Here is a 20,331-nt window from a genome sequence, read left to right as displayed (position 1 = left end):
AGCAGATAGACGGCCGGTACCGCGCCGATCAGCAGCCACAGCATCAGCGCAACTCCTTCTGCAAGCGGGCGATCTGCCCCTGCAGCGCCGCCAGCTCGCCCATGGTGATGACCAGGTCATCCATCTGCTGGGCCGCCTGGGCCGTGTCGATCTCCTCGACGTCGATTAAGGCGGTGAGCAGACCGGCGCGGATCGCCGTGCACAGCCCCTCTGCCTTGAGGCGCAGGCGGTGGCGGGTGTCCTGGGCTTCGGCCAGTTTCCCGCGCATGGCGGCTCGCTCCAGACTCATCAGCTTTTTCCTTTCCGCACCACCGGACAAAAATGGTTGTTATCGATCTTCTGGACCAGCCCCTCGAGGGTGCGGGTCGACAGGGTGATGATGCTCGTCAGGTCGGCGGCCAGGCGCTCGTAGCCCTTGACCAGGAGGACGTTGTCTTCATAGAAACGGGCGATGCGTTGGACGTCCTCGCGGTACCGTTCAAGGACTTCGTGCAGCTCCTTTTTGTGCTCCTGCATCATCCGGTCGGTACGCCGCTGATCGACGTACCAGAAGACGACGGCCATGCCGGGAAGCCCGAGGGAGCTGACGATCAGCGCAATAAATGAGATGGAAACTCCCTCGAGCACCCCTTACCTCCCGAGTCCGGTCGCACTGTCCGCCTTGGCCGCCGCTTCCTCGATCATGCTGTCCAGGATCCGGTCCAGCTTGGCCCGGTCGGATTCCAGCTCGCTGCCGAAGGAGGCGAAGATATCGGGAGCGATGGGCGGAGGTACCGCCGTGGAGCGCTGCGCCCGGATCTCGGCGCTCTGGTTGATCCAGCCGAGGACGGTGGCCACCTGCACCACGGCCTCTTGCGGGGACTTGACCCCCTGCCTGGCCAGAGAGTCGGTGGTCTCGGCGGCGATGGCGGTGATGAGCACCCGCAGCAGTTCTTCTTCTTCGGGGGTGAGGGCCTGCCAGGGGATCATTTCGAGGATGTAGGGTTGGAGATTGCCGAGAGTGACCAGATCGCCCTTCTGCAGGGCGCGGATCGCCTCGGCGGAGATCCGCCGGGCCGGTTCGACCCAGGCGGGGTGCTGATCGAGCACCCGCCCGGCGGCGGTGCGAATCGCCAGCTCGGTCAGGACCGGCTTTTGCTTCAGGGCGTTGAAGGCGCAGCCGCCCAGCAACGGCGCTACCGTGACGCTGGCGACAGCCAGCGCGAGGAGGCAGCCGACACCCGTGATTTTGATCTTGCTCCAGTCGAGGGGCTGTTTCGTGATCGTCCGCAGCCCGAGGTTGCCGGCGGCCAGGAGCAGGGTCTGGGCCTCCAGGGGGATGACGTAGCCGGTCTGCGACTGCACGGCCATGGCGATAATCGCCAGCAGATTGGTCCACAGGGTTTTGCTCCACAGGGGGCTCTTGGTGCTGAACATGGCGTCTCCTTTTCAGATGGCGGCCGCGGCCGCGGTGATCATGGTCCCTTGCGGGTTTTTGTTGTGCCAGAAGGCCGGGCCGCCGAAGAGATGGACCGCCTCGTAATAGATGCGGGCCCTGCGGCGCCGAAGGCGGCGCAGCAGCCAGGGACCGCCGGCGGCGTCGACCAGCCGGAGCAGGTTGTTCAAAAAGGTGCGGTCGGCTTCCTCCTTGTCGGCGATGCTCTCGCCGGCGGTGTACATCCAATCGTGGATGTTGCAGGCCGCCGTCACGTCGAGGCCGTAGATCGTCTCGGGAACCAGGGCGCCCTTCCAGCCGCCGGTACCGCAGCCGTTGACGACCAGGCGGCGCACCACGGTTGCGGCATTGACGTAGGCGGCCGGGGCGTAGAGGAGCGCGGCGCCTGCTGGGAGGGGCTTCAACATGCCGCCCCCGGATGGCTCTTGCGGATGTCGTCGATGCGGGCGTGCGCCTGATCCTTGAGGGTGCGGTGCCAGGCGAGGATGCCGGCGGCGATAGCCAGGGCCATGTGTACCTGGGTGGCCGTGGACTGGAGCCAGGCGCGCTCTTCGGCGTTACTGACAAACCCCATCTCCAGCAGAACGGCCGGGCCCAGGGTGCCGGTGAGCACCCGGAAGCGCGCCTCTTTGTCGAGGTCGCTGTCGGTGTAGTCGGTGCGCAGGCGCCGGTCGGGGAAGGCTTTGCTGACGGCGCGGAAGATCTCCGTGGCGGCCGGGTCGGCCGGGGAATCTCCGGGGGCGGTCCAGATCTCGATGCCCTTGGCGCGGGGATCGGCGGCGGCGTTGCAGTGCAGGCTGATAAAGAGGTCGCTGTCGAACTGGTGCTCGAGCATCACCCGTTCATCGAGGGAGAGCGTACGGTCGACGAGGCGAGTGACGATGACGGCAAAGCCCTGATTTTCGAGGATGTCGCGCAGGTGCAGCGCGACCGCCAGATTGATGCCGGCTTCGATGGGGGACTCCGGCGTGGCGCCGGGATCGGTCCCGCCGTGGCCCGGGTCGATCATGATGAGGGGGAGTTTGCGCATGGCGGCCTCGCGGGTTTTGTTAAGGTTGGCCCGGCGGGGGTCAGCCGCCGGGCCGGGACAGGAGGTCGAGGCGAAAAGCCTCTTTGCTGGACTGGAGAATATAGGTATTACGAGGGGATAGCGCGGTGGACTGGTGGCATCTGACAGTCAAAAGGCCCCTCCGGAAGAGGGGCCTTTTGTGTGGGGATGAGGTTATTGGGGCACTCTTAAATTCATGTGCCGAACAGATCGAGCTGATTGGGGTCGATGCCGTGATTGCGCTCGTAGGTGTTGTTGCGGATCAGGTATTCGACCAGCTCGTCGAACCGGACCCGGCGGGTCCGTTGCAGCATGTAGCTGTCGAGGCAGTCGGGGTAGCGCAGCTGATCCGTCCCGGGGTCCCGCTCGCAGCGGGCCAGCAGCCGCCAGTAGGTACTCTCGCTGCAGCCGAGGATGGCCTGCACCTCTCCGGGAGAGTAGCTGGCCTTCTTGTGCAGGCCGGAGGCTCTCAACATTCCTTCCAGTTTTTTTTCCGCCCGTTCCTTGACCATGGGAACGCCCCTCTGTTTATCGCTTGTAAACCTTGCCCATCAAATCCCGAAACTCCGCCGGTGCGTGACGGTGGATGTACTCCTCGATCTCCGGAGCGTGGCGCATCGTCCACCACTCCGGGCCGTGGGCCTTGACCATGCCGTTTTCGAACATCTTCTTGAGGGCCTCGATGGCCAGATACGCCTCCCGGGCGGTGCGCACCCGGCCGCCCTTGATGGCGAGGCGCTTCTCGAGAAAGAGCGCCAGCCCGTTTGCCACCCGCCAGCGGATCAACGAGGCGACGGCGTTGAGCTTGTCGATCTCGGCCGCACTGGCCAGGTGCACCACGTTTTTCCCCTGGGGCCGCTTCTTGGCCGGTCGCGGGTGGCGTGAGACCACCCGGAAACCCCGGGCCTTGAACTCCTCGAGGAGATCGTCCGCCTCGGCGGCACTCAGATCCTTGCTGCTGCCGGCGCCGAACATCTCCTGCAGCATGTCGCGGTAGGTGTCGTCATCGATCCCCAGCTCGCCCTTGGCTACGTGGATCAGCGTGACCTGGACCCTGGTGATCGGCGCTCCGTGCGTTTTCCGTTGACTCATGATCTGCCTTCCTTTTTTGCTTAAAAGTTGCCGAGATACTTCCCTGCCGCCTTCATTTCCTCGTTGTGCTCCGCCCGGGTTTTGCCGAAGTGTTTCTCCGCGCACCGCGCACAGAAGTAAAACCCGCAATAAAGGCATTTGTACGCATAAAAGATCGACATCACTCTTCCGCAGCCGGCACTGTAAGCCTTATCCGGATGCGGACCGCAACAGCGTATTTTAACCGGTTCGGCCTTGACCGCTTGCATGGCTTGCCTGAAGAGTCGGCCACGAACGCGGGAAAGAAGTCTGGATTTTTGCTCGGTCATTCATCTGCCCCATCTGCGTCATCTGCGGATATGGCATAAGGTTTCCGCTCCCGGAACTCCTCCTTTTTCCCCTTGTTCCACTGCTGCACCGGCCGGAAAAACCCGCACACCCGCGACCAGACCTCGGTCTTACCGTCGCACATCTTCGGCGTGTTCAACCCTTCACCCCCACCAACTCGTAGCCGTACACCCGCCGGCCGCGTTTCTTACCCAGGGCGTGCGTCCGAATCAGGATGTCATTCTTGCGCAGCGCCGCGATGTCCGAGTGCACGGCCTGCGACCGGGTGGCGCGGCGGATCGTCGCCGTGGTGCGGATCCCGCCCTGCTGCAGCACGGCCAGGGTGGCCTTGAGCTGCTCGCTGGTTTCGATGCTGCCGTAGTGCATCTCCTTGCGCTTTTCGGTCTCGCTCATCAGGTCCTCCTTCTTTAGAGTTTTGCGCGGATTGCGGCCATCGCCGACAGGGCGGCCGCGCGGTCGTCGGCGCTGGGGTCGGCCGCGAGTTTGTGCCGCTCGGGGCGACGCGGTAAATGGGCGATCACGGCGGAGGGCTCGGGCCATTCTTTCAAGCTGTTTTTGAGCAGCTCGCCGAAGGCTTCGGTCACCCGGCCGCGATCGACCTCGACGATGTTCACCCGGCGGCGGATCACCGTCTCGTACACCCCGGCGGTCATCTCGACGGCGTCGGTTCCGGGGGGCGCCAGGTGCGGCAGGGCGGTGAGCGCCGACAGCCCGTGCGCGATCTCGATCCGCAGCCAGTCGTCACCGGCCCAGGCGGCCAGCAGCTCGATGGCCTGGCGGCGCTTGCCTTTTGCTGCGGGCGCGGCCTGATCGGACCGATCCGTCAGATCCGACCGAGCGGGCTGATCGGTCGCCGCGACCGATTCCAGAACCTGTTTGAGATAGTTGTTGTTTTTTAGCGGCCGGGCGTCACCCCGTTCGCGCTTGGACCGCAGCGCCTCGACCGTTTGGCCCAACGCCGTCGCCAGGGCGCGCTGGTCGCCGGTGAGATCCATCACCTCGCGCGCCAGGCGCAGGGCCCGCTCCCAGGCAAGCGCCCGCGAGGCGCTGCGAAAGCACCCGAGGTACGCCGCCAGGGGACGCGCAAGCGGCCCCGCCTGCGCAAGCACACCCATCAGCTCACGTCCGGCGGCCGACTCCAGGGCGGCCTCGACGGGGAAGGCGGCAAAGCAGCAGGGGCAGGTCAGCTGCATCACTTCTTCTCCTTGGCCGCCGTGGCGCCGATGTGCTGCGGGGCGGTGTCAATTCCGGAGACGACGAGGATCAGGCTCGGCTGATGCTGGTGCGCCCGCCACCAGGCCAGCGGTACCCGCAAGGTGCCGAGGCCGGTGGCCAGCACGGCCACGTCATCGACGATGCGGGTGCAGCGCAACGTGTTGCATGCCTCGATGCGCTGGGGAAACAGGGGGGCGGACTTGGCCATGGGATCCTCGTCGTGTCTATGGTCAAAAAATCCCCGGGGGCCAGGAGGGGACACCCCCGGGGCAACTTGGCTGCATCATCAGGCCCGGGGCACCACCCCCGAGCGACGACTACCCCCCTGGGGGGGTGGTCGTTTCGCTTTTATTCCCACCAGAGGATGAAGCAATCCTCCGATTCATCGGCGGAGATATCGACCTCGTCGAGCGGGAGCAGTTCTTCTCCGGAGTCGATGGCCATGGGGAGATCTCCGTGATCGTCGACCAGGCGTTGCAGTTCTTTGATCAGTTCGCTTGCTTTCATCCCTTCACCTCCTCGATTTTCGTGACGTAGCCCCAGGCGTTGCACTGGGGACAAACCAGACGGTCAATGGTGTACTCCTGTCCGCTGGTTGATATTTTTCGGACCTGCTTGCGGTCGACCTGCCAGGTGTCGACCGAGCAGCCGGTGTCGCAGCGGCCGGTGACCTTGAAATAGGGTGGTTTCATCACGCCACCTTCCCATTGGGTACCGGAACCCCGTGTACGACCAACATTATTTCCCAGGCGTTCAAGCTCCCCTCGGCAAAAGCGCGATCCCGCTCGGTCGCCGCGGCCGCAACCTTCTTTTGCCAGTACCGCACATGGGCCTCGACGGCCAGCACGTCAAGCGGGACATTCCGGCTGATCCTGATGATTCGTTTCGGCATACACCCTCCTGTTCTCGACGAGTTTCACTGCTCGGGCGCCTTCGCGAATGGCCTGTTGCACCAGGTAGTCTTCGGCCAGGTCGCGGTTGGCGAACTCCTGAAAGCCGATGGTGACGCCCATGCGCTCGATCATCAGGCCACCTCCCGGAGGAGCTTTTCGCCCTCCTCGAGGAGGGCGCCGACGAACTTGTCGATGTCGTCGCCGATCGGCTTGATGTAGACCGCATCAGTGTCGGCGGTGATGGTGACGCCGATCATCTTGAGGGTGGCGGCCGGCAGCTGTTCGAGGCCGGTCTTGAGGCAGTATTCCTTCTTCTGCACCAACTGATCGGCGAGCTTCGGCACGACCTTGCGGATCAGGGCGATGGTGGTTTCTTCGTCCTCGATGACGATTTTCCCCTTTTCCTTTTTGAAGCCGACGCGGATCCCGGCGAAGGTGCGGGTCTTCGGCTTTTCGAAGAGAGGGGCCGCGCCCTCGACCTCGGCATAGAGGGCCTCGTGGGCAATGGTCAGATCGGCGGCGGCCTCCTTGATGGCAGGGAGGCGCTTGCGCTTGGTGCCCTCGATTTCGTCCTGGAGCTCCTGGACGAGGGCCAGCAGCGCGGCGCGCTTGTCGGCGAATTCACAGGTTGATTTTTCTATTTCGGCGAGGGTTGCCATGGGTCATTCCCTTTCTTCTCTGGGGCCGGGCCCGAAGATCTCGGGCTCTTCCGACCGGTTGATTTGCAGGAGAGCCATTGTCATCACGCCGATGACAGCCCCGGAACTTGCTGATGCCAGACACAAAATGATGGTCATCTATTCCCCCTTTTTCACAGCATCCCGGCCGCTTCGGCCTCGATGTCGACAATCCATTCTGGTTGACAACTGCGCAGCTCACCCAACAAGTACCGCGCCACCCGAGCCAGGCTCAGCAGATCGTCTGTCCTTGGTCCGGCCGTCGCGACGCGCCCGACGACGGTCAGGATGGCGTTGTCCAAATCGACCGGCTCGGAGCTTGGCGGCCGGTCGAACAGGGCGTCGATGGTGAGGCCCTGCTCCCGGACCCATGCCCTTACCTCGGGTGTTTCATCGACGAACTTCCGAACGCCCGAGCGGAACCGTTCGGAGTCCACCGGAAAGCGCCCCTTGCGCAGGGTCAGACTGATCTGAGTGGGGCTCCAGCCGATGGCCGACGCCAGGCTCTTCTGTGTGATGCCGCACGATTCAAGGCATTCTCTGAGTCGCAGCATGACCCCTTACCCCGCCGCCTTGACGGGCTCGGATACGCCGGAGCGGCGGCCGAGAACAGTCTGGAGAGCATCCCCGCCAGTGACCGGCGCCGCTTGTGTCTTGCGCGGCGCCTTCGGCAGCGGCGTTTGCGTGTTGCCGGCCATGGCCCTGACATCCGCCAGGGTCACCTGCTCGCGGCCTTCGGCCATGGCCAGGTTGATCAGCTCGACGGTCAGGGCCTGCAGCTCGAGGAAATTACGGGCCGAAGGGAGTTCGGAAAGGGTCTCCACGGCCTCGTCGACAAAGTGCTTGCCGAGCATCGACCGTACGTAGCCGGCGGCTTCTCCGGCGCTGAGGCCGTGCATGCGCACGCAGTCGGTGCGCAGCCGCACTTCGCTGACTCCGGCCCGGGCCATGGGATCGCTCTGCCCGACCAGCACCACGGTGAACAGTTCGCTCTCGCCCATCCACTGGATTTCGCGCAGCGTCTTGAGGCTTCGCAGGGTGCTTCCGTGCAGCCGGTGCGCCTCTTCGATGACCAGCACGATCTGCTGCTTTCGGCTGGCCTCTCCGACGATCCGCCGCACCTGGCGGCTGCGCGCTTCACCGCCCCGGCGGGGCGATTCGTCGGACAGGTCGAGGACCAGGGCGTTCTCGATGTCGCCGATACTGATTTTTTCTTTTTGTCCCCGGGTGACGGCGACCTGCCGCACCCCGAGTTTTTCCAGGGCGGCCCGGATCGCCGCGCTCTTGCCGATGCCGCGCTCGCCGCAGATGCTCACCATGGCCCGGCTCTCCACCGCCATGGTGAGAATGCGCCGCACCCGCAGGCCGTCTCCGGTCTCGAAGGCCGCCCCCTTAAAGGGGTCCCTGCGATAGCCCAGATTGACAAACGTCTCCAGCCTCGTCATACTCATCCCGTCACTCTCCTTTCCCTTTCGACCTGTACCTCGCCGGCCAGGTCGGCCACAAAACGCCGGGACAGGCGGTTATCGGTGATCAGAGCACCGACGCCTTCCCGGCTTTCTTTATCCAGCACAAATCCGCAAAGCTTTTGAAAATCCCGCATCGCTTCGCCCAGCGAGGCGTAGCTGTCGACAGCCAGAGGATCGTCCAACTGTCGCGGCGCCTTGACCCGTGTGGGGATCCGGCTGACCTTGGCAGAGGCGACGGGCTTCTCGACATAGAGGGTGTTGTGCATTCCGTCGAGCAGGGCGCCCGCCTTGGCGGCCTTTTGATAGGGGGCCTCTTTCTGGGTGCTGTATTCGCCGAGCTTGTTGGGCGCAAAATCCTCCACCTCGTACTTCTGCCCGGTCACCTGGTCGACCACCACCATCTTGTTTTCGAACACGCCCTGATAGACGTAAACCCAGGCGTCGTGCAGCCCCTTGACCTCGTAGAGCACGTTGTCGAGGCTGAACACCCCGGCCTGATCGAGCTTGCGCGCCCAGCGGCGCACCACCGTGCGGATGGCGTTTTCAGGCAGCGCCACGGCGCCGCCGAGCAGGCTGATCTTTCGCCAGGCGTCGATGCGGTTGACCGTGCGCTCGAAGCGATGGCGGCGATTGTTGAGTTCCTGCTGATAGATAAAAAACCGCCGATTGAGTTCGCCCAGGGTGATCTCGAACTTTTTCCAGTCGGTTTCGACGAAAAAGGGGAGCTCGAAGCGCTGCCACATGGTGCGCCAGGGGCGCTCGATCTTGCCGTGAGACTCCTTGTTCAGGGGGGTCGAGGGGTCGATGTCGACGCCGAGGCGGCCGAACCACTCGGGCGCGCCCTCGCTGCTCATCATCGGGCCCTTGTCCCCTTTGATCTTTTCGGGAATACCGAAAAGTTCCTTGTCGTCGTTTTTGCTCCAGGCCCAGGAGAGAAAATCCATATTGTCGCCGGCGCTCTCGCCGCAGGCCGCCACGTAGCGGGCCACGTGCACGCCACTGTGATCGTCGGTGAGGCCGTACACCCAGGGGCGCAGGCCATCCACCGGGATCGGTTTATTCTTGTAGTCCTTCATCCCCTTGTGCAGCTTGAGCACGAATTCGCCGTCCGGAAGCCGCTTGGCGATGTAGAAACAACTGGAGGTCGAACCGTCGACGTGGTGGAGCTGGTTGGGACGCTCGGCCTGGAATCGGCTGATGCGGCGCGTGGTGCGCAGGTCGCAGACGTCGCGAATGACCCGATCCCAGGTGGCCGAATGCACTTCGGCGTGCGCTGCGGGGAGTTGCCCGTTGGCCAGGGCCAGCTTCACCGCCTGCTCGGTCGTGATCTTGCCGCGGTGCTCGGGCGGGCGGCACTTGATGGCGGCGATGACCCGGGCTGAATCCTCGATTCCCTCGATCTTGCGCTCGGCCTTGCGCTCGCGGCTCCTCGGCAGGGCGCGGTAGAGCGTCGCTTCCGAGACGCCGAGGCGGCCGGCCCAATTGAATATCACCATCGTCTTGTGCCCCTGGGGGGCGCTGCGCCAGTCGGAAAGGACCATGGTCAGCACCGCCGGTTCGATCGCCTTGGCCATGATTCTCACGCCTCGTAAAGGTTGACGTTCTCTTCCCACTGGCGCCGCAGATGGTTGATCAGCACCTCGGCGCCGCTGATGAACCCTTCGACCTGGCCGAGCACAACCGGATCGTCGAGCGCCCGCTCGTCGATGATCACCCTTCCGCACATGGCCGCGAGATGCGCCACCGCGTCATGGATTTCCTTGAGCTGCTGGGCGCACCAGGTGTGATCCTTGTCTTCGGGGTCGAAGGCCTTGAGGCGCTTGATCTCCTTGACCAGGGCGTCGCGTTCGACCTTGAGTCCGCGCGTTTCCTCCTTGACCACCGACGCCACGTCCTTCTCCAGTTTCTCGACCCGCTGGGTGAGCTGGGTTTTGCTTTCGATGATCTTCTCGATCGCCGCCTGCAGCTCGTCGGCGTGATCGCCGTCCATGGGGATCCGCTCCTCGCCGACCGTCACCGCCTCGGCATCGATGGTGACTACGCCATCGTGGGCTAGTTGGCGGAGTTTACGGAGATCTCGGTAGCCGACACCTAAACCGCAAACGGTTTGCAGAAATTTTTCCCCAAGCGCCGACAGGTTTTTTAGTTGGTCTTCAATGTGCTGACGAGAGAAACCTATTGATTTACAAAAGTTTTCCCATGTTCCAATTTCCTTATATGCCTTGGTTTCCTGCATTTGCTTTATCCAAAGCAAGGAACTGATATTTGCAAATTCCGCAAACATGTTTGCGGTTTTTATCTGGCCGATAGCTTGATGGTACTCGGCGATCAGCCGTTCTCGATCGGTCTGTTCAGCCTGTTCTGCCTGCTTCGCGTCCCGCTCAGCCTGGAGCGTCCCCATGTCCATGGCGAGCCCCCGGCTCTGCCGGTTATTGACCTCGACCAGGCCGTCCAGACACTGTTCGAGGCGGGACGCCAGCGCCCGGAGTTTGACTTTGTTTGCGGGCTGCTCTTTGACGAATTCGATGGCCGCCTGCACGGTGGCAGAGTTGGCCTCCTTGAGGCATTGTTTGAAGTTGCCGTCGCTGGGCGGGGTGTTGACCAGCCAGTCCAGAATTTCTTGGTTAATGTCGCTCATGTCATGCCTCCAGTGCTGTCAGGTCACGCTGCAAGGTGTTGATCTTATGTTCTATCCCCAATTTGTAGGCCGCATACATCCCGGGGATCCGGGAGCCCGGCTCGAAGCAGTTGCCGACCTGCTTGACCCACTTGCGATCCAGCGCCGAGAACAGGTAGCACCGTACGGTACCGGACGGCTCGCCGAGGCCGGTGGCGATTTCGGGCAGGGTCAACGGCTCGGGTTGGGCGAAAAGAAACTCCATCAAGTCGATCATTTTTTCAGCTGCGCCGATGCGCTTGTCCGTCGTTTTGGCCACTGCCTACCTCCTGTCGCCGCATCACCGCGGCAAATAACATGATCAATCCCACCCCGACCAGGTTCGGCCCGGGAAACAGCGGCCCTTCCGATCCCGCCAGGGCCAGCCCCGCAAAGAGCACCGATGCCATCACCCAGCGCATTTGCCCGCCTTCGTCCATTCGGTGGCCCATTGCAGCTGGGTGTCCACCTGGATGACGCACGGACAAGAGGGGCAGGTGCAGCGCACGGCTGCGACCAGCTGATTTTCCTTCTTTTCGGGGGTCAGCCAGATAAACCGCGCCCGGGTGGTCATCGGGGTCTGGCAATCCGGGCAGATCACCGCGCCGTCTTCGTCCAACAGGGCCGCGACCTCTTCTTTCATCCACATTCTGCTCATGATCGACCTCCTTCCATCTCACGTAGGAAACACTCTCTCTTCTTCCGCTCGCGGGCCGCCGCCTGTTCTTCTTCCCGCAGCTTCTGAATCTCGGCCCGTAGCGCCTCGGGCCCCGGCAACGTGAAGAGCCCCGCCGCCTCGGCCAGAATCTCCATCGGCCGCCGCGATCCCGTTGCCCTGCAGAAGGCCGGCAAGCGGCTTCCCCAGAGCTGGTGGCGGGTTTTGCTCTCGGCCGTCCAGCTGTAGATCATTTCGGCAGTGATCGTCTCGCCGAGCAGGTGGCTCATCTCCCCGGCGACCTGGTGGATCGACAACGGACACCCCTTGATCGCCTCAGACAGCGACCGCCGCAACTGCGCCTCAATGCACAGGCTCCCCTGGTCGGCCGCGGACTCGGCCATCTCCTGCGCCCGCTGGATCAAATCCAGGAGCGAAAGCTGGGCACTGTCTGATTTTGCAGGCCTTTTAGCCATTGCTAATTGCTTTCCTCTTTGCTACCCTCGGTTTTAACCCTCAACCGGCTAAAACTCTTCATGTCGGCACGCAGCGGCTTGCGTTTCTTGTCGTAACGCGACGGCCAAATATCCGAGGGATGCACTCCGATCAGATCGGCCACGATCTGCTCCATTACCGGCCATGGCTTCCACATCACCATGTTTGGCCCGTTTGGCGCGTAATCGTAATCGCGGGCGATCCGGGCGAAGGTCCAACCCTTCTTCGCCAGGGCGCACTTGATATCGGCCGTATGCCAGTCGGTTCTTTCCGGTTTTTTATGAGCAGCGTTCATAGGTCAATCCTTTTCATTGTCGTTATCGTCGTCATCGAACCCGTCTTCGTCGCAGAAAATGATGTAGCAATAGATCCAATCAACGGTATATCCGGCAAGAAAGCCGGCCAGGTAAATATAGGGATCAGCAGAGACCCCCAACACAGGCCGCAGGGTCATAGCGAAAAAGAAAAGAGCAAACGCCGGATAAACAATCTGGAGAATTTTTTTCATGAGGGCTGTTTTCCTTTGGCTTAGCCGGAATAAAGATTTTCTGCTTGCACTTGCCGGCTTCCTGCTTGTGGCCGGTCCCGCCGCCATTAAGGGCTGGCGGTGGTGGCGCCTGAAAAGACTCAAACCTTATGGCGTCACTTCCGACCCTCCTGATCACCGGCGCCGCGTTCTCGGGCGATACTGGTAGCGGCGCTAGCCCTCTCTTTTTTTTGACTGTCTGTGTTTGAATCTTCAACTAGACAGTCAGAGACTACTTCAAAACGTAGGCATGGTCAAGGATAAAATTGCGAAACGTAGTCATTAACACATCCGAGATTTATGAGCGTCTCAAGAAGGTCCTAAATCTTCGAAATGACGCCGAATTGGCCCGTGTATTGAAAGAGCCACCGAAGAAACTCGCCGTATGGAAAACGAGAAATACCGTCCCATACGAGATTTTGGTTTCATTCTGCGGGACAAAAGGACTACGTCTTGAGTGGGTGTTGACGGGCGAGGGCGAAGAATTTGAGACTGTGGGGGGTATAATCCAAACGGCCACGGGCAACGGTCACGTCCAGGTCGGGGGAAAAATCGAGACTGGAGCCGGCGCTAGAATCGGCGGGGTTCATATAGGGCGGGAAGTGATCACGGTGGAGGAAGGCCAGGCGATCTGGCAATCGAATGATCGCGACCTGGTCGAACTGATCGCGCTACTCAGGGACTACGGTACACCGAAGATGCTCGCCGAGCTGCGCGACAAACTATTGCAGGTCAAGAAGGCTGTGGAGGGGGGATGATGAGGGTTGTAGGTTTAGCGGCATTTATATGCTTGCTTCTTTTGGGTTGCAATGATCCGAAAATGGATCGTCTTTTTCCAAAAGCTCAACTGGTCGGCAGGGCTGAAAATTTAACGGTCGAAATAGATAAACCCAAAACGGGGAAAATGGTACAGGGAGGGATGTTTATTAACGTAAATGTCCTTTTGCCGCCCGACGTAAAAAATGAGCAGATCCGGCCGACTGAACTTTACGTTCTTAAAAAATTAAAAGAAAAATATCCAGAATGCGAGTGGTTCCGCATTAGATTTTCCGACGATTCGCGAATGCTTGAGGCTGGTCACTGTCTCGGTCGAGTTGAATACAGAGAAGGGAAATTGGAACTGTACGGCGGAGTCATTACTGAAAAAGATATCAACGAATCCGGCGATAAAATTTGGCCACCAACAGAAGCAGACAAGCGCATCGCCTACGAGTTTCACACCATTAACCGACTATATGAGCAAAATCGTTCCATTAAAATCCGTGAGCTACAGTCGGCCGGCAGGTGGGCCGAAGTAAGCGACCTGGGTCCGATAGACCCAGTTACCGATTCAGTCGTATTCTCCCAAGTGGCCAAAAATCTAGGTCTCACCGTTGAGGAGGTTTCAAAGCGGGTCGGGAATGTTTACAAATGCTATATGATGACTGAATTCCGAAAATTATAAGCCGAAGGAATTACGATGCCGGAGACATTTGAACAGACGGCTACTGGTGACAAAAACATACAGGCCGGTCGGGATGTAATCTCGAAGACGTTTAATATATATAGGGCCAGCACAGCCGAGACGATCCACGCGATCGACGGCTACCTGGCCCTTTTTTATTTGTCCCTGGTCGTCAGCCTGGCGGCCACCATGCTCCCCAGTGCAGCGCTCAATGTCATCGCCAGCATCGGCACGCTTGGAAGCGCCGCCCTGGTCGGCCTTCTGCATTGGGAGCGACGCCGTCTCTCCAGATCCAGCTCCCGCGGGCTGATGAAATTCCAAGTCGCAGCGGCGGCGCTATTGATCCTCTCAGGCTGCTCCGGCGCGCAACTGGCCGACCTTCATGACCAAACCCTCCTGCAGTTGATCCACCAATACAAGACCGGCTCCGCCCAAGGCGTCGGACTTTTCGGCCTCGGCCTCGAGGACATAACTGCTGAAGCCGCCATGATGAACGGCAATATAGAGAAGGTCTATGCCTCTGAATCTGTCCGGAGTTTTGGGATAATCAGCGTGGCCCGGGTGACGGTGTACGGGGAATGAGTTGAATTTACGATAATTGAGGGGAGGTATTTGTGGCACAAGTAAATATAGAAGAGGTTCTTGACCACCTAAAACCTGATATTCGTAGGGCCCTAAGGGCCGCGGTAGAGAGGACAATCCCTGGAGTTGATTTCGATCATCACCAGCTTTTTCGTGAATTCATTCGTGCGGTTAGAAGGAAGTGCAGCACATGGGAAGTAGTCCCTGATGATTGCATTGATCGCGATTAAAGTTGAGTCTTAAAAAAGTCGTTTTTTTTCGCCGTGCCCCCAATACGGCCATAACAAGAGGTGATCTATGGGAAAAGATGAAAAAACTTCAAAAGGTGTAGCATCCATTGCCTCTAAGGGGTTGCGAGACCCCAAAAGTCTCACTCCCACCGAAATAAAAAAAATATCTGGGTCGGTTTTAACCCAGGCGCCTGACAAGCCCAAGCCCAAGCCCAAGAAGAGTAAGTAAACCTGATCCGACATCAATCTTCGTAATCAGGCTGTTTTACCGCTACGGTGCCATTCTGCTTTTTTCGATATCTGCCATATTGGGGGCAACTGCTTTAACTTTTTGTGGTTTTTGATGAATTTTGGTCGTATCCCTCGTGAGGGAACTTTTATAGGGAGAAATTTAACATGGCACGTGAAAGTGTTCTTCTCACAACCCATAAAGACAGTTTGATTATCGAAGATTTTATTTTTCACGTCATTCTGAAGGACGAAGAAACTCCAAGGTATTTTGACGCCGTAACTTTTAGGAGCCAAAGTCAGAGGGATTTTTTTAAAGAAATTATTCTTTTGGCTGCCGTAGGTACGCAATATGTTTTTGCTGACCCAGAAAATTCCGATTTTGTGCAGAATTGTCAGGAAATTATTGCGAACCCGGCAGAAAGATTTGTTCCCCTGTCCAGGACTCTAGCTAACTCTTTTCGCCAATTGCATATTGGCCATGTCAATGATGGCGTGTTTATCGCCGCAAGAGTTTCCATGCTCATTGATGGGCATAGACAATCATTTATATCTCTATTGAAGGTCGACTACGCCAATGTTCTTCAGCACGTCAGAGATCGGATAGGGACTGACGATGTGGTCACTTTCAACGAAATTACAGAATCAATTGCTGAGGATAAAAAAACCATTCAGAAATGGGCATTTATCGATGTCGGCAACCACTTTGGTTGGGATGTATTAGCACAGCAGAGGGGGCGCTTGGGGAAACAGGCCGATACTACCGAAGCAATTGCAGATTATTTCAAACAGTTTTTAGGAGTAACGGAGAGAGAAACTGATAGCGTTTTAACTCGGGCGGTGGTCCAGGAGGCTTCTGCTTGGGCTCGCCAGCAGGAAGGCCTTCCAGAAATTCCCAATAATTATAAAGCAAGAGCTTTTGATTACATGGGGGCATCTGACAATTTCGATACAGATGACTTCATTAATTTGGTCGTTCGCGACGAGGACCCAGAACGAAAACAAAGATTGATGGGATCACTTCGAGAGCACCTTGCTGCAAAGGGCCTTGCTGGACAGACATTTACACCAAGAGCAGGCTCACTAATAAAATCACAGAAAAAAAACACCTTAAAAACGACCAACGGCGTTACCCTTACTTGGGAGGGTCAGGCTGAAGATCGAGGAATTATGATTGAGCAGGAAAGGAAAAACGGCTATAAACATATAACGATTCGCACTCCCGATTTTGACCTAACCTGATGACTCAACGCCTTCAAACAATTGCAGAACATCTCTCCGGCCTAAGGACTTACGCAAGTAACCCTTTTGAGGCATGGGATTCCATTGTTTTCAGTGGCGATTTTTCGAATGATTTATGCCGGAAGGCAATTGAGTGCCTAGAGGCATTTGAACAATTTGGTTGCCTAGACGCCTGTTATTTCTGGTTTGATTCTGATTGGCCAGCCACTCTCGATGATCTGAGGGCCGTTGAAGCTGGAGCCAGAAGGCCTTTAGAATGGCGGCTTTCCGTGAACAAAAACGGCTTTGTTAACGGGGAGGTGTTTGAGGAAACCGATGTCAAACAGGTTCTTTTTTGTAGCATTGATTCTTTTCGAGCTTGGGCAGGGGGAATTAATCCGTTCCTGTTAGATAAGGATTTATTTCATGCGGGACGGCCCGTAAAAATCTTTGTAAATGGCCTTGCTAAGGCCTTCGGAGGTCCCCGCATTGCTGTTTGTCCTTTAACTCCAATCGCCCTGCCAGCTTCCTGGCTTGGCCCATTCAAACTCCCCCCTGATACTGAACTCCGAACGCATATCCACGTTGCTACAAGCTTCAATATGCGCCTTGAACCAGCCTCTTTCCTTCTGAATTGGGGAAATGTTGACGATCAAGATGCAGAGCCTTTTCGCAATTTATGCGCAAAGAGTCTTTCTGCCTGTTTAGTGCAAGAATTTTTCGACGTCGACCATGTAACTTTAAATGGCACTAAACGCCGCTCTTTACCTTTGGTGGCGACCGGAGATGTGGCGCCCACTGGGAATCAACTGGAAAGTCTTTATAGTGCCATCGAGTGGGGATTTAGTGAAAATGCGGATACTCGCATTCTATTGATCGTCGACAGGCTTTCTCTCGACATTCCTGAAGGTGCCTCTTTTGTCGAAGGAATCAAAAACCGCATCGACGAGGCGCTAGAGCATGCTAAGAATAAATATCGATTCGTCATACTTAAACGAAAAGAAGAGCACTCTAAAGAGCTGGCAAATATACAAAAAGAGCTTCGCACCCAATCAGATTTGTTCGCCCAGAAGGTCAGGAGCCTTTTGAATGGATTACTACGGGACTTCCTTGCTGCCCTTCTCCTGGTGAGCATTGGCCTGTTCGCAAGGTTTATAAAAGATATCAATGTCCTCCAGTCCCTCGAGGCTGGACTTCTTTTCAGGGCGCTTGGGGTCTATTTCCTGGTCAGCGTCAGCTTACAGGCGTTGGTGCACTGGCGGGACCTTCGGATATCAGAAAAAGAGATGATTTTTTGGACAAGTGATCTCACAAGAAGCTACATGACTCCCGATGAACTGAAAAAATTGACTGAAGAATCAATTAAAGAACGGAAGACTAGTTGTTACCGTCAAGCGGCTCTGATCATTTTTCTTTACGTTGCCATCGGCCTTTTCTCCTGGAACCTCCAGCCGATCATAAGTCATTGGGTATTCCGTCCTCAACCAGCCAAAGCGGCAACATACCAACAACCCGACGCAACGAATCAAAACAATCTTGATCCGTCACTCCTTTTGCCTCCTCGTAAACCATCCGTAAAGCATCGCCAACCCTAGTTTTCGCAATTCTCGTTACTTCCGTTTATCATCCCCCCTCACTCCGGTGGCCAATGGCCCTCATCCTGCTCCTCTTTCTCCCCGGGTGCAGCCGCGGGTTGCTGTATACCCACACCGTGGAGCCACTGGATATAAATCTCCATCAGACACCTCAGCCTCTCGGCGGCAACAAGGGAGACATCAAGCGCTTCCAGATCCCGCTGATTTCTCCCTCCATCGACCTCGCCTGGGACACCAATGCCATCGGCGAGATAGCAAAAAGATCCGGGATGGAGTCGGCGGAATACGCCGACCTGGAAATTTTTTCGATTTTATTGGGTCTTTGGCGGCAGTACACCGTCCATGTTTACGGCCGAACCGCAGGGGAATATCGCCACTCGGAGGCGAGGGTTCATTGACCGCGGCGGCACCGGACAAGCCGAAAGAGCCTTGAACAGATCAGAAGCGACAAAGGGCGACCCCCTGCAGGGTCGCCCTTTGTCGTTCAAACGTATTTTCCGAAAGATTCGGACCAGGAGAACCTAGCGCATCTGGATCGCCACCGGGCGCAGAAGGATTTCGATCCGGCGGTTTTTCTTGCGCCCTTCCGGGGTGTCGTTGGAGTCCACCGGGCTGTTCTCGCCGAAGGAGATCGCCAGCATCTGGGCACTCGGCACCCCTTCTTCTTCGAGGAGCCGGACGACGCTGGCTGCCCGCGCACCGGCCAACTCCCAGTTGCTGGGGTAGCGCTCGAGCAATTTGCCGCTGATCGGGACGTTGTCGGTGTAGCCGGCAATCAGGGTCTGATAAGGACTCTTTTTCAATTCGGCAGCCGCTCTTTTCAGCACGTCGACCCCGGTTTCATTCAGCATCGACGACCCGGAAGGAAAGAGGATCTCATTGTCGAGGTTGACCTTGACCCCCGACTTCAACATCTCGATCTTCACCTGATTCTGCTGCTGCTCTTTGGCAAAGGTCTGCTCCAGGCTGTCAAAGACCGCCTGCTGACTGGCCAATTCGGCCCGCGCCAGTTCCGCTTCCTTTGCCGCTTGGGCCTTTTGGGCGGCCACCTCTTCAACCTGCTGATTCAGATCCCCCATCCCCTTGATGAGATCGCTGCGCTCGGCGGCCAGCAGATCCCTTTCGGCGACCAGGGCGTCCCGCTCGGCGGCGGTGCTGTCCATTTCCGCCAGGGCGCTGTCCCGTTCCTTGACCACCGTTTCGAAACGCCCCTTGGAAACGCAGCCGCTCAGCAGCATCACCCCGGCAACCAGCAAAAGCAAACCCCGACCCGCACGGATCAGTTTCTTTTCACTATTCAATGACTTTACTTTGTCTCTTCCCTGCACCGCCATAACATCCTCCCCGGTTTGTCCCTGAAATGTCCACCCAAGGATGGGGCATTGAGTGGATGCCGCACCGGCCGACCCGGCAGCGACCCAATCGGCAAACTATAACAGAGATCCAGGTTGTTGCGGAAAACTTCCGGTCGCCCGGTTGGGGTATTTTGATGGATCTGCCGATTATTAAATGATAGCGTGACGAGCAACGACAACGACCGCTCCTTCCTTCCCAGGATTCCCGATGCAGGAAAACCAACGAGACCAGGAAACAGCCCTTGAGCTCTCCCCATGGGAGGAAGAAGGATCCCGGGACGCCGGGAGAGGGGCAATCTCCGACAATAGCGGTGAAGAACCGGTGCGTTCCGGAGGGGGGCTGCGCAAGTTCGGATCGATCGGCCTGGTGCTCTTCTTCCTCTTCGGAAAATTGAAGTACCTGGGGCTGATCCTGCAGATCGGCAAGTTCAAGACCTTCCTCAGCATGCTGGTGAGCATCTGGGCCTATGCCATGTTCTGGGGGTGGTCGTTTGCGGCGGGGTTTGTGGTGCTGATCTTTATCCATGAGATGGGACATGTTCTGGCGCTGCGCCTCATGGGGATCCAGGCATCGGCGCCGATGTTCATCCCCTTTGTGGGCGCGCACATCGTCATGAAGCAGATGCCGAAGAACGCCTTTGTCGAAGCGGTGGCGGCCTACGGCGGTCCGCTCCTCGGCACACTCGGCGCCATCGCCTGCGTCGGTATCGGCCTGGCGACGGGAAATCTCTTCTGGTACGCCCTGGCCTCGAGCGGCTTCCTTCTCAACCTCTTCAACCTCCTCCCCATTTCCCCCCTCGATGGCGGACGGATCATCGGCGTCATCAGCCCCAAACTCTGGGTGCTGGGGCTGCTGGGAGCCATCGCCCTCTTCTATCTGACCTGGTCGCCGATCATCGCCCTGATCCTGATCCTCGGAAGCGTCCAGATCTATACCTCCTTCAAAAAATCGAAAACCGAGCGGGCCCGGTACTACGACGTCTCGCCCATGAAACGGGTCGCCATGGGAGGCGCTTTTCTTTTCCTTCTGGCAGTAACCTCCCTCGGAATGCTGGCGATGCAGGGACCTCTGCAGGGGCTGTAGTTGTCGGCGGGGAATCAGACTGCGCATTTCCACAGGGAAGAAGTGCGCCTGTAGTCACCTGCAAGCCCCCCGTACACCTGTGTAACAAATTCGCCACACCTCCC

General features: G+C 58.4%; 35 protein-coding genes, 1 other RNA gene and 1 pseudogene. 8 read left to right on the top strand and 29 right to left on the bottom strand.

The genetic code is table 11. The annotated features are described in order from the left end of the window. Window positions 1-43: 43 nt before the first annotated feature. The 28 genes from DSOUD_RS04210 to DSOUD_RS04105 all read right to left on the bottom strand — a co-directional run bounded on the left by DSOUD_RS04210 (window position 44) and on the right by DSOUD_RS04105 (window position 12,470). On the bottom strand, window positions 44-289 hold the full coding sequence (locus DSOUD_RS04210; protein ID WP_053549831.1) for a hypothetical protein: 246 nt from the start codon (window positions 287-289) through the stop codon (window positions 44-46). Then, entirely contained in the window at window positions 289-627 is a 339-nt protein-coding gene (locus DSOUD_RS04205; protein ID WP_053549830.1) for a hypothetical protein, read from the bottom strand. Before DSOUD_RS04205 ends, DSOUD_RS04210 begins: the two co-directional genes overlap by 1 nt. 3 nt (window positions 628-630) lie before the next feature. Further along, window positions 631-1,416, bottom strand: coding sequence for a hypothetical protein (locus tag DSOUD_RS04200; protein WP_053549829.1), 786 nt, complete (start codon window positions 1,414-1,416; stop codon window positions 631-633). Window positions 1,417-1,428: 12 nt separating this feature from the next. Next, window positions 1,429-1,842, bottom strand: a complete 414-nt coding sequence (locus DSOUD_RS04195; protein WP_053549828.1) for a hypothetical protein — start codon at window positions 1,840-1,842, stop codon at window positions 1,429-1,431. Continuing rightward, complete coding sequence (locus DSOUD_RS04190; protein ID WP_053549827.1) at window positions 1,836-2,465, bottom strand: N-acetylmuramoyl-L-alanine amidase; 630 nt, start codon at window positions 2,463-2,465, stop codon at window positions 1,836-1,838. The genes DSOUD_RS04195 and DSOUD_RS04190 overlap by 7 nt, the downstream gene beginning before the upstream one ends. Before the next feature lie 212 nt (window positions 2,466-2,677). Beyond that, window positions 2,678-2,995 (bottom strand): hypothetical protein, encoded by a 318-nt coding sequence (locus tag DSOUD_RS04185; protein WP_053549826.1) that lies wholly within the window; start codon window positions 2,993-2,995, stop codon window positions 2,678-2,680. A gap of 16 nt (window positions 2,996-3,011) precedes the next feature. Next, entirely contained in the window at window positions 3,012-3,575 is a 564-nt protein-coding gene (locus tag DSOUD_RS04180) for a regulatory protein GemA (RefSeq protein ID WP_053549825.1), read from the bottom strand. A 20-nt stretch (window positions 3,576-3,595) separates the two neighbouring features. Further along, a complete protein-coding gene (locus tag DSOUD_RS18335; RefSeq protein ID WP_157671763.1) occupies window positions 3,596-3,883 on the bottom strand; it encodes a hypothetical protein in 288 nt (95 codons plus the stop codon). Continuing rightward, complete coding sequence (nrdD, locus tag DSOUD_RS18330; protein WP_053552284.1) at window positions 3,880-4,026, bottom strand: anaerobic ribonucleoside-triphosphate reductase; 147 nt, start codon at window positions 4,024-4,026, stop codon at window positions 3,880-3,882. The genes DSOUD_RS18335 and nrdD overlap by 4 nt, the downstream gene beginning before the upstream one ends. 11 nt (window positions 4,027-4,037) lie before the next feature. Next, window positions 4,038-4,295, bottom strand: a complete 258-nt coding sequence (locus tag DSOUD_RS04170; protein ID WP_053549824.1) for a hypothetical protein — start codon at window positions 4,293-4,295, stop codon at window positions 4,038-4,040. Window positions 4,296-4,309: 14 nt separating this feature from the next. Continuing rightward, window positions 4,310-5,098, bottom strand: a complete 789-nt coding sequence (locus tag DSOUD_RS04165; RefSeq protein WP_157671762.1) for a hypothetical protein — start codon at window positions 5,096-5,098, stop codon at window positions 4,310-4,312. Then, entirely contained in the window at window positions 5,095-5,325 is a 231-nt protein-coding gene (locus DSOUD_RS04160; RefSeq protein ID WP_053549822.1) for a hypothetical protein, read from the bottom strand. Before DSOUD_RS04160 ends, DSOUD_RS04165 begins: the two co-directional genes overlap by 4 nt. A 64-nt stretch (window positions 5,326-5,389) precedes the next feature. Then, window positions 5,390-5,465, bottom strand: an RNA gene (locus DSOUD_RS17705) — hammerhead ribozyme type II. Continuing rightward, entirely contained in the window at window positions 5,466-5,624 is a 159-nt protein-coding gene (locus DSOUD_RS18325) for a hypothetical protein (protein ID WP_157671761.1), read from the bottom strand. Then, on the bottom strand, window positions 5,621-5,809 hold the full coding sequence (locus tag DSOUD_RS04155; RefSeq protein ID WP_053549821.1) for a hypothetical protein: 189 nt from the start codon (window positions 5,807-5,809) through the stop codon (window positions 5,621-5,623). The genes DSOUD_RS18325 and DSOUD_RS04155 overlap by 4 nt, the downstream gene beginning before the upstream one ends. Beyond that, window positions 5,809-6,009, bottom strand: a complete 201-nt coding sequence (locus DSOUD_RS18320) for a hypothetical protein (protein WP_157671760.1) — start codon at window positions 6,007-6,009, stop codon at window positions 5,809-5,811. The genes DSOUD_RS04155 and DSOUD_RS18320 overlap by 1 nt, the downstream gene beginning before the upstream one ends. Next, window positions 5,966-6,142, bottom strand: coding sequence for a hypothetical protein (locus tag DSOUD_RS18315; RefSeq protein ID WP_157671759.1), 177 nt, complete (start codon window positions 6,140-6,142; stop codon window positions 5,966-5,968). The genes DSOUD_RS18320 and DSOUD_RS18315 overlap by 44 nt, the downstream gene beginning before the upstream one ends. Further along, window positions 6,142-6,669 carry a host-nuclease inhibitor Gam family protein gene (locus DSOUD_RS04150; RefSeq protein WP_053549820.1) on the bottom strand — a complete coding sequence of 176 codons (528 nt, stop codon included), beginning with the start codon at window positions 6,667-6,669 and terminating at the stop codon, window positions 6,142-6,144. Before DSOUD_RS04150 ends, DSOUD_RS18315 begins: the two co-directional genes overlap by 1 nt. Window positions 6,670-6,672: 3 nt before the next feature. Further along, complete coding sequence (locus DSOUD_RS18975) at window positions 6,673-6,807, bottom strand: hypothetical protein (protein WP_269745865.1); 135 nt, start codon at window positions 6,805-6,807, stop codon at window positions 6,673-6,675. 14 nt (window positions 6,808-6,821) lie between these two features. Continuing rightward, window positions 6,822-7,241: a helix-turn-helix domain-containing protein gene (locus DSOUD_RS04145; RefSeq protein ID WP_053549819.1), complete on the bottom strand. Its 420-nt coding sequence runs from the start codon at window positions 7,239-7,241 to the stop codon at window positions 6,822-6,824. Between the two features lie 6 nt (window positions 7,242-7,247). Then, window positions 7,248-8,138, bottom strand: a complete 891-nt coding sequence (locus tag DSOUD_RS04140) for an AAA family ATPase (protein ID WP_053549818.1) — start codon at window positions 8,136-8,138, stop codon at window positions 7,248-7,250. Beyond that, window positions 8,135-9,730: a DDE-type integrase/transposase/recombinase gene (locus DSOUD_RS04135; RefSeq protein ID WP_053549817.1), complete on the bottom strand. Its 1,596-nt coding sequence runs from the start codon at window positions 9,728-9,730 to the stop codon at window positions 8,135-8,137. The genes DSOUD_RS04140 and DSOUD_RS04135 overlap by 4 nt, the downstream gene beginning before the upstream one ends. Before the next feature lie 5 nt (window positions 9,731-9,735). After that, on the bottom strand, window positions 9,736-10,794 hold the full coding sequence (locus DSOUD_RS04130) for a hypothetical protein (protein WP_053549816.1): 1,059 nt from the start codon (window positions 10,792-10,794) through the stop codon (window positions 9,736-9,738). 1 nt (window position 10,795) lies between these two features. Beyond that, window positions 10,796-11,092 carry a helix-turn-helix domain-containing protein gene (locus tag DSOUD_RS04125; RefSeq protein WP_053549815.1) on the bottom strand — a complete coding sequence of 99 codons (297 nt, stop codon included), beginning with the start codon at window positions 11,090-11,092 and terminating at the stop codon, window positions 10,796-10,798. Between the two features lie 129 nt (window positions 11,093-11,221). After that, window positions 11,222-11,470: a hypothetical protein gene (locus DSOUD_RS04120; RefSeq protein WP_053549814.1), complete on the bottom strand. Its 249-nt coding sequence runs from the start codon at window positions 11,468-11,470 to the stop codon at window positions 11,222-11,224. Continuing rightward, window positions 11,467-11,943: a hypothetical protein gene (locus DSOUD_RS04115; protein WP_053549813.1), complete on the bottom strand. Its 477-nt coding sequence runs from the start codon at window positions 11,941-11,943 to the stop codon at window positions 11,467-11,469. Before DSOUD_RS04115 ends, DSOUD_RS04120 begins: the two co-directional genes overlap by 4 nt. A 2-nt stretch (window positions 11,944-11,945) precedes the next feature. Beyond that, a complete protein-coding gene (locus tag DSOUD_RS04110) occupies window positions 11,946-12,257 on the bottom strand; it encodes a helix-turn-helix domain-containing protein (RefSeq protein ID WP_082351064.1) in 312 nt (103 codons plus the stop codon). A 3-nt stretch (window positions 12,258-12,260) separates the two neighbouring features. Next, a complete protein-coding gene (locus DSOUD_RS04105) occupies window positions 12,261-12,470 on the bottom strand; it encodes a hypothetical protein (protein ID WP_053549812.1) in 210 nt (69 codons plus the stop codon). Window positions 12,471-12,754: 284 nt separating this feature from the next. Between DSOUD_RS04105 and DSOUD_RS19130 the strand changes: the two are divergent. From DSOUD_RS19130 to DSOUD_RS04075, 7 genes and pseudogenes are all read left to right on the top strand, one after another. Beyond that, window positions 12,755-12,961: pseudogene (locus DSOUD_RS19130) on the top strand (helix-turn-helix domain-containing protein); the annotation flags it as partial. Between the two features lie 21 nt (window positions 12,962-12,982). Then, window positions 12,983-13,246: a hypothetical protein gene (locus DSOUD_RS18800; protein ID WP_232426493.1), complete on the top strand. Its 264-nt coding sequence runs from the start codon at window positions 12,983-12,985 to the stop codon at window positions 13,244-13,246. Then, window positions 13,243-13,932 carry a hypothetical protein gene (locus DSOUD_RS04095; protein ID WP_053549810.1) on the top strand — a complete coding sequence of 230 codons (690 nt, stop codon included), beginning with the start codon at window positions 13,243-13,245 and terminating at the stop codon, window positions 13,930-13,932. The genes DSOUD_RS18800 and DSOUD_RS04095 overlap by 4 nt, the downstream gene beginning before the upstream one ends. A gap of 15 nt (window positions 13,933-13,947) precedes the next feature. Beyond that, on the top strand, window positions 13,948-14,514 hold the full coding sequence (locus DSOUD_RS04090) for a hypothetical protein (RefSeq protein ID WP_053549809.1): 567 nt from the start codon (window positions 13,948-13,950) through the stop codon (window positions 14,512-14,514). A gap of 626 nt (window positions 14,515-15,140) precedes the next feature. Beyond that, window positions 15,141-16,214 (top strand): nucleoid-associated protein, encoded by a 1,074-nt coding sequence (locus tag DSOUD_RS04085; protein ID WP_053549808.1) that lies wholly within the window; start codon window positions 15,141-15,143, stop codon window positions 16,212-16,214. Further along, window positions 16,214-17,788: a hypothetical protein gene (locus DSOUD_RS18310; protein WP_157671758.1), complete on the top strand. Its 1,575-nt coding sequence runs from the start codon at window positions 16,214-16,216 to the stop codon at window positions 17,786-17,788. Before DSOUD_RS04085 ends, DSOUD_RS18310 begins: the two co-directional genes overlap by 1 nt. Window positions 17,789-17,841: 53 nt before the next feature. Then, entirely contained in the window at window positions 17,842-18,186 is a 345-nt protein-coding gene (locus DSOUD_RS04075; protein ID WP_053549806.1) for a hypothetical protein, read from the top strand. 123 nt (window positions 18,187-18,309) lie between these two features. Here DSOUD_RS04075 and DSOUD_RS04070 read toward each other — a convergent pair whose 3' ends face one another. Beyond that, the gene (locus DSOUD_RS04070) at window positions 18,310-19,050 is read right to left on the bottom strand and encodes an OmpA/MotB family protein (RefSeq protein WP_198300361.1); all 741 of its coding nucleotides are present in this window, start codon (window positions 19,048-19,050) and stop codon (window positions 18,310-18,312) included. 301 nt (window positions 19,051-19,351) lie between these two features. Between DSOUD_RS04070 and DSOUD_RS04065 the strand changes: the two genes are divergently transcribed. Further along, window positions 19,352-20,227, top strand: coding sequence for a site-2 protease family protein (locus DSOUD_RS04065; RefSeq protein WP_053549804.1), 876 nt, complete (start codon window positions 19,352-19,354; stop codon window positions 20,225-20,227). The last annotated feature ends 104 nt before the right edge of the window (window positions 20,228-20,331 follow it).

The organism is Desulfuromonas soudanensis, assembly GCF_001278055.1.
Classification (GTDB): Bacteria; Desulfobacterota; Desulfuromonadia; order Desulfuromonadales; family WTL; genus Deferrimonas; species Deferrimonas soudanensis.
This window is presented reverse-complemented; position numbering and strand designations above follow the sequence as displayed.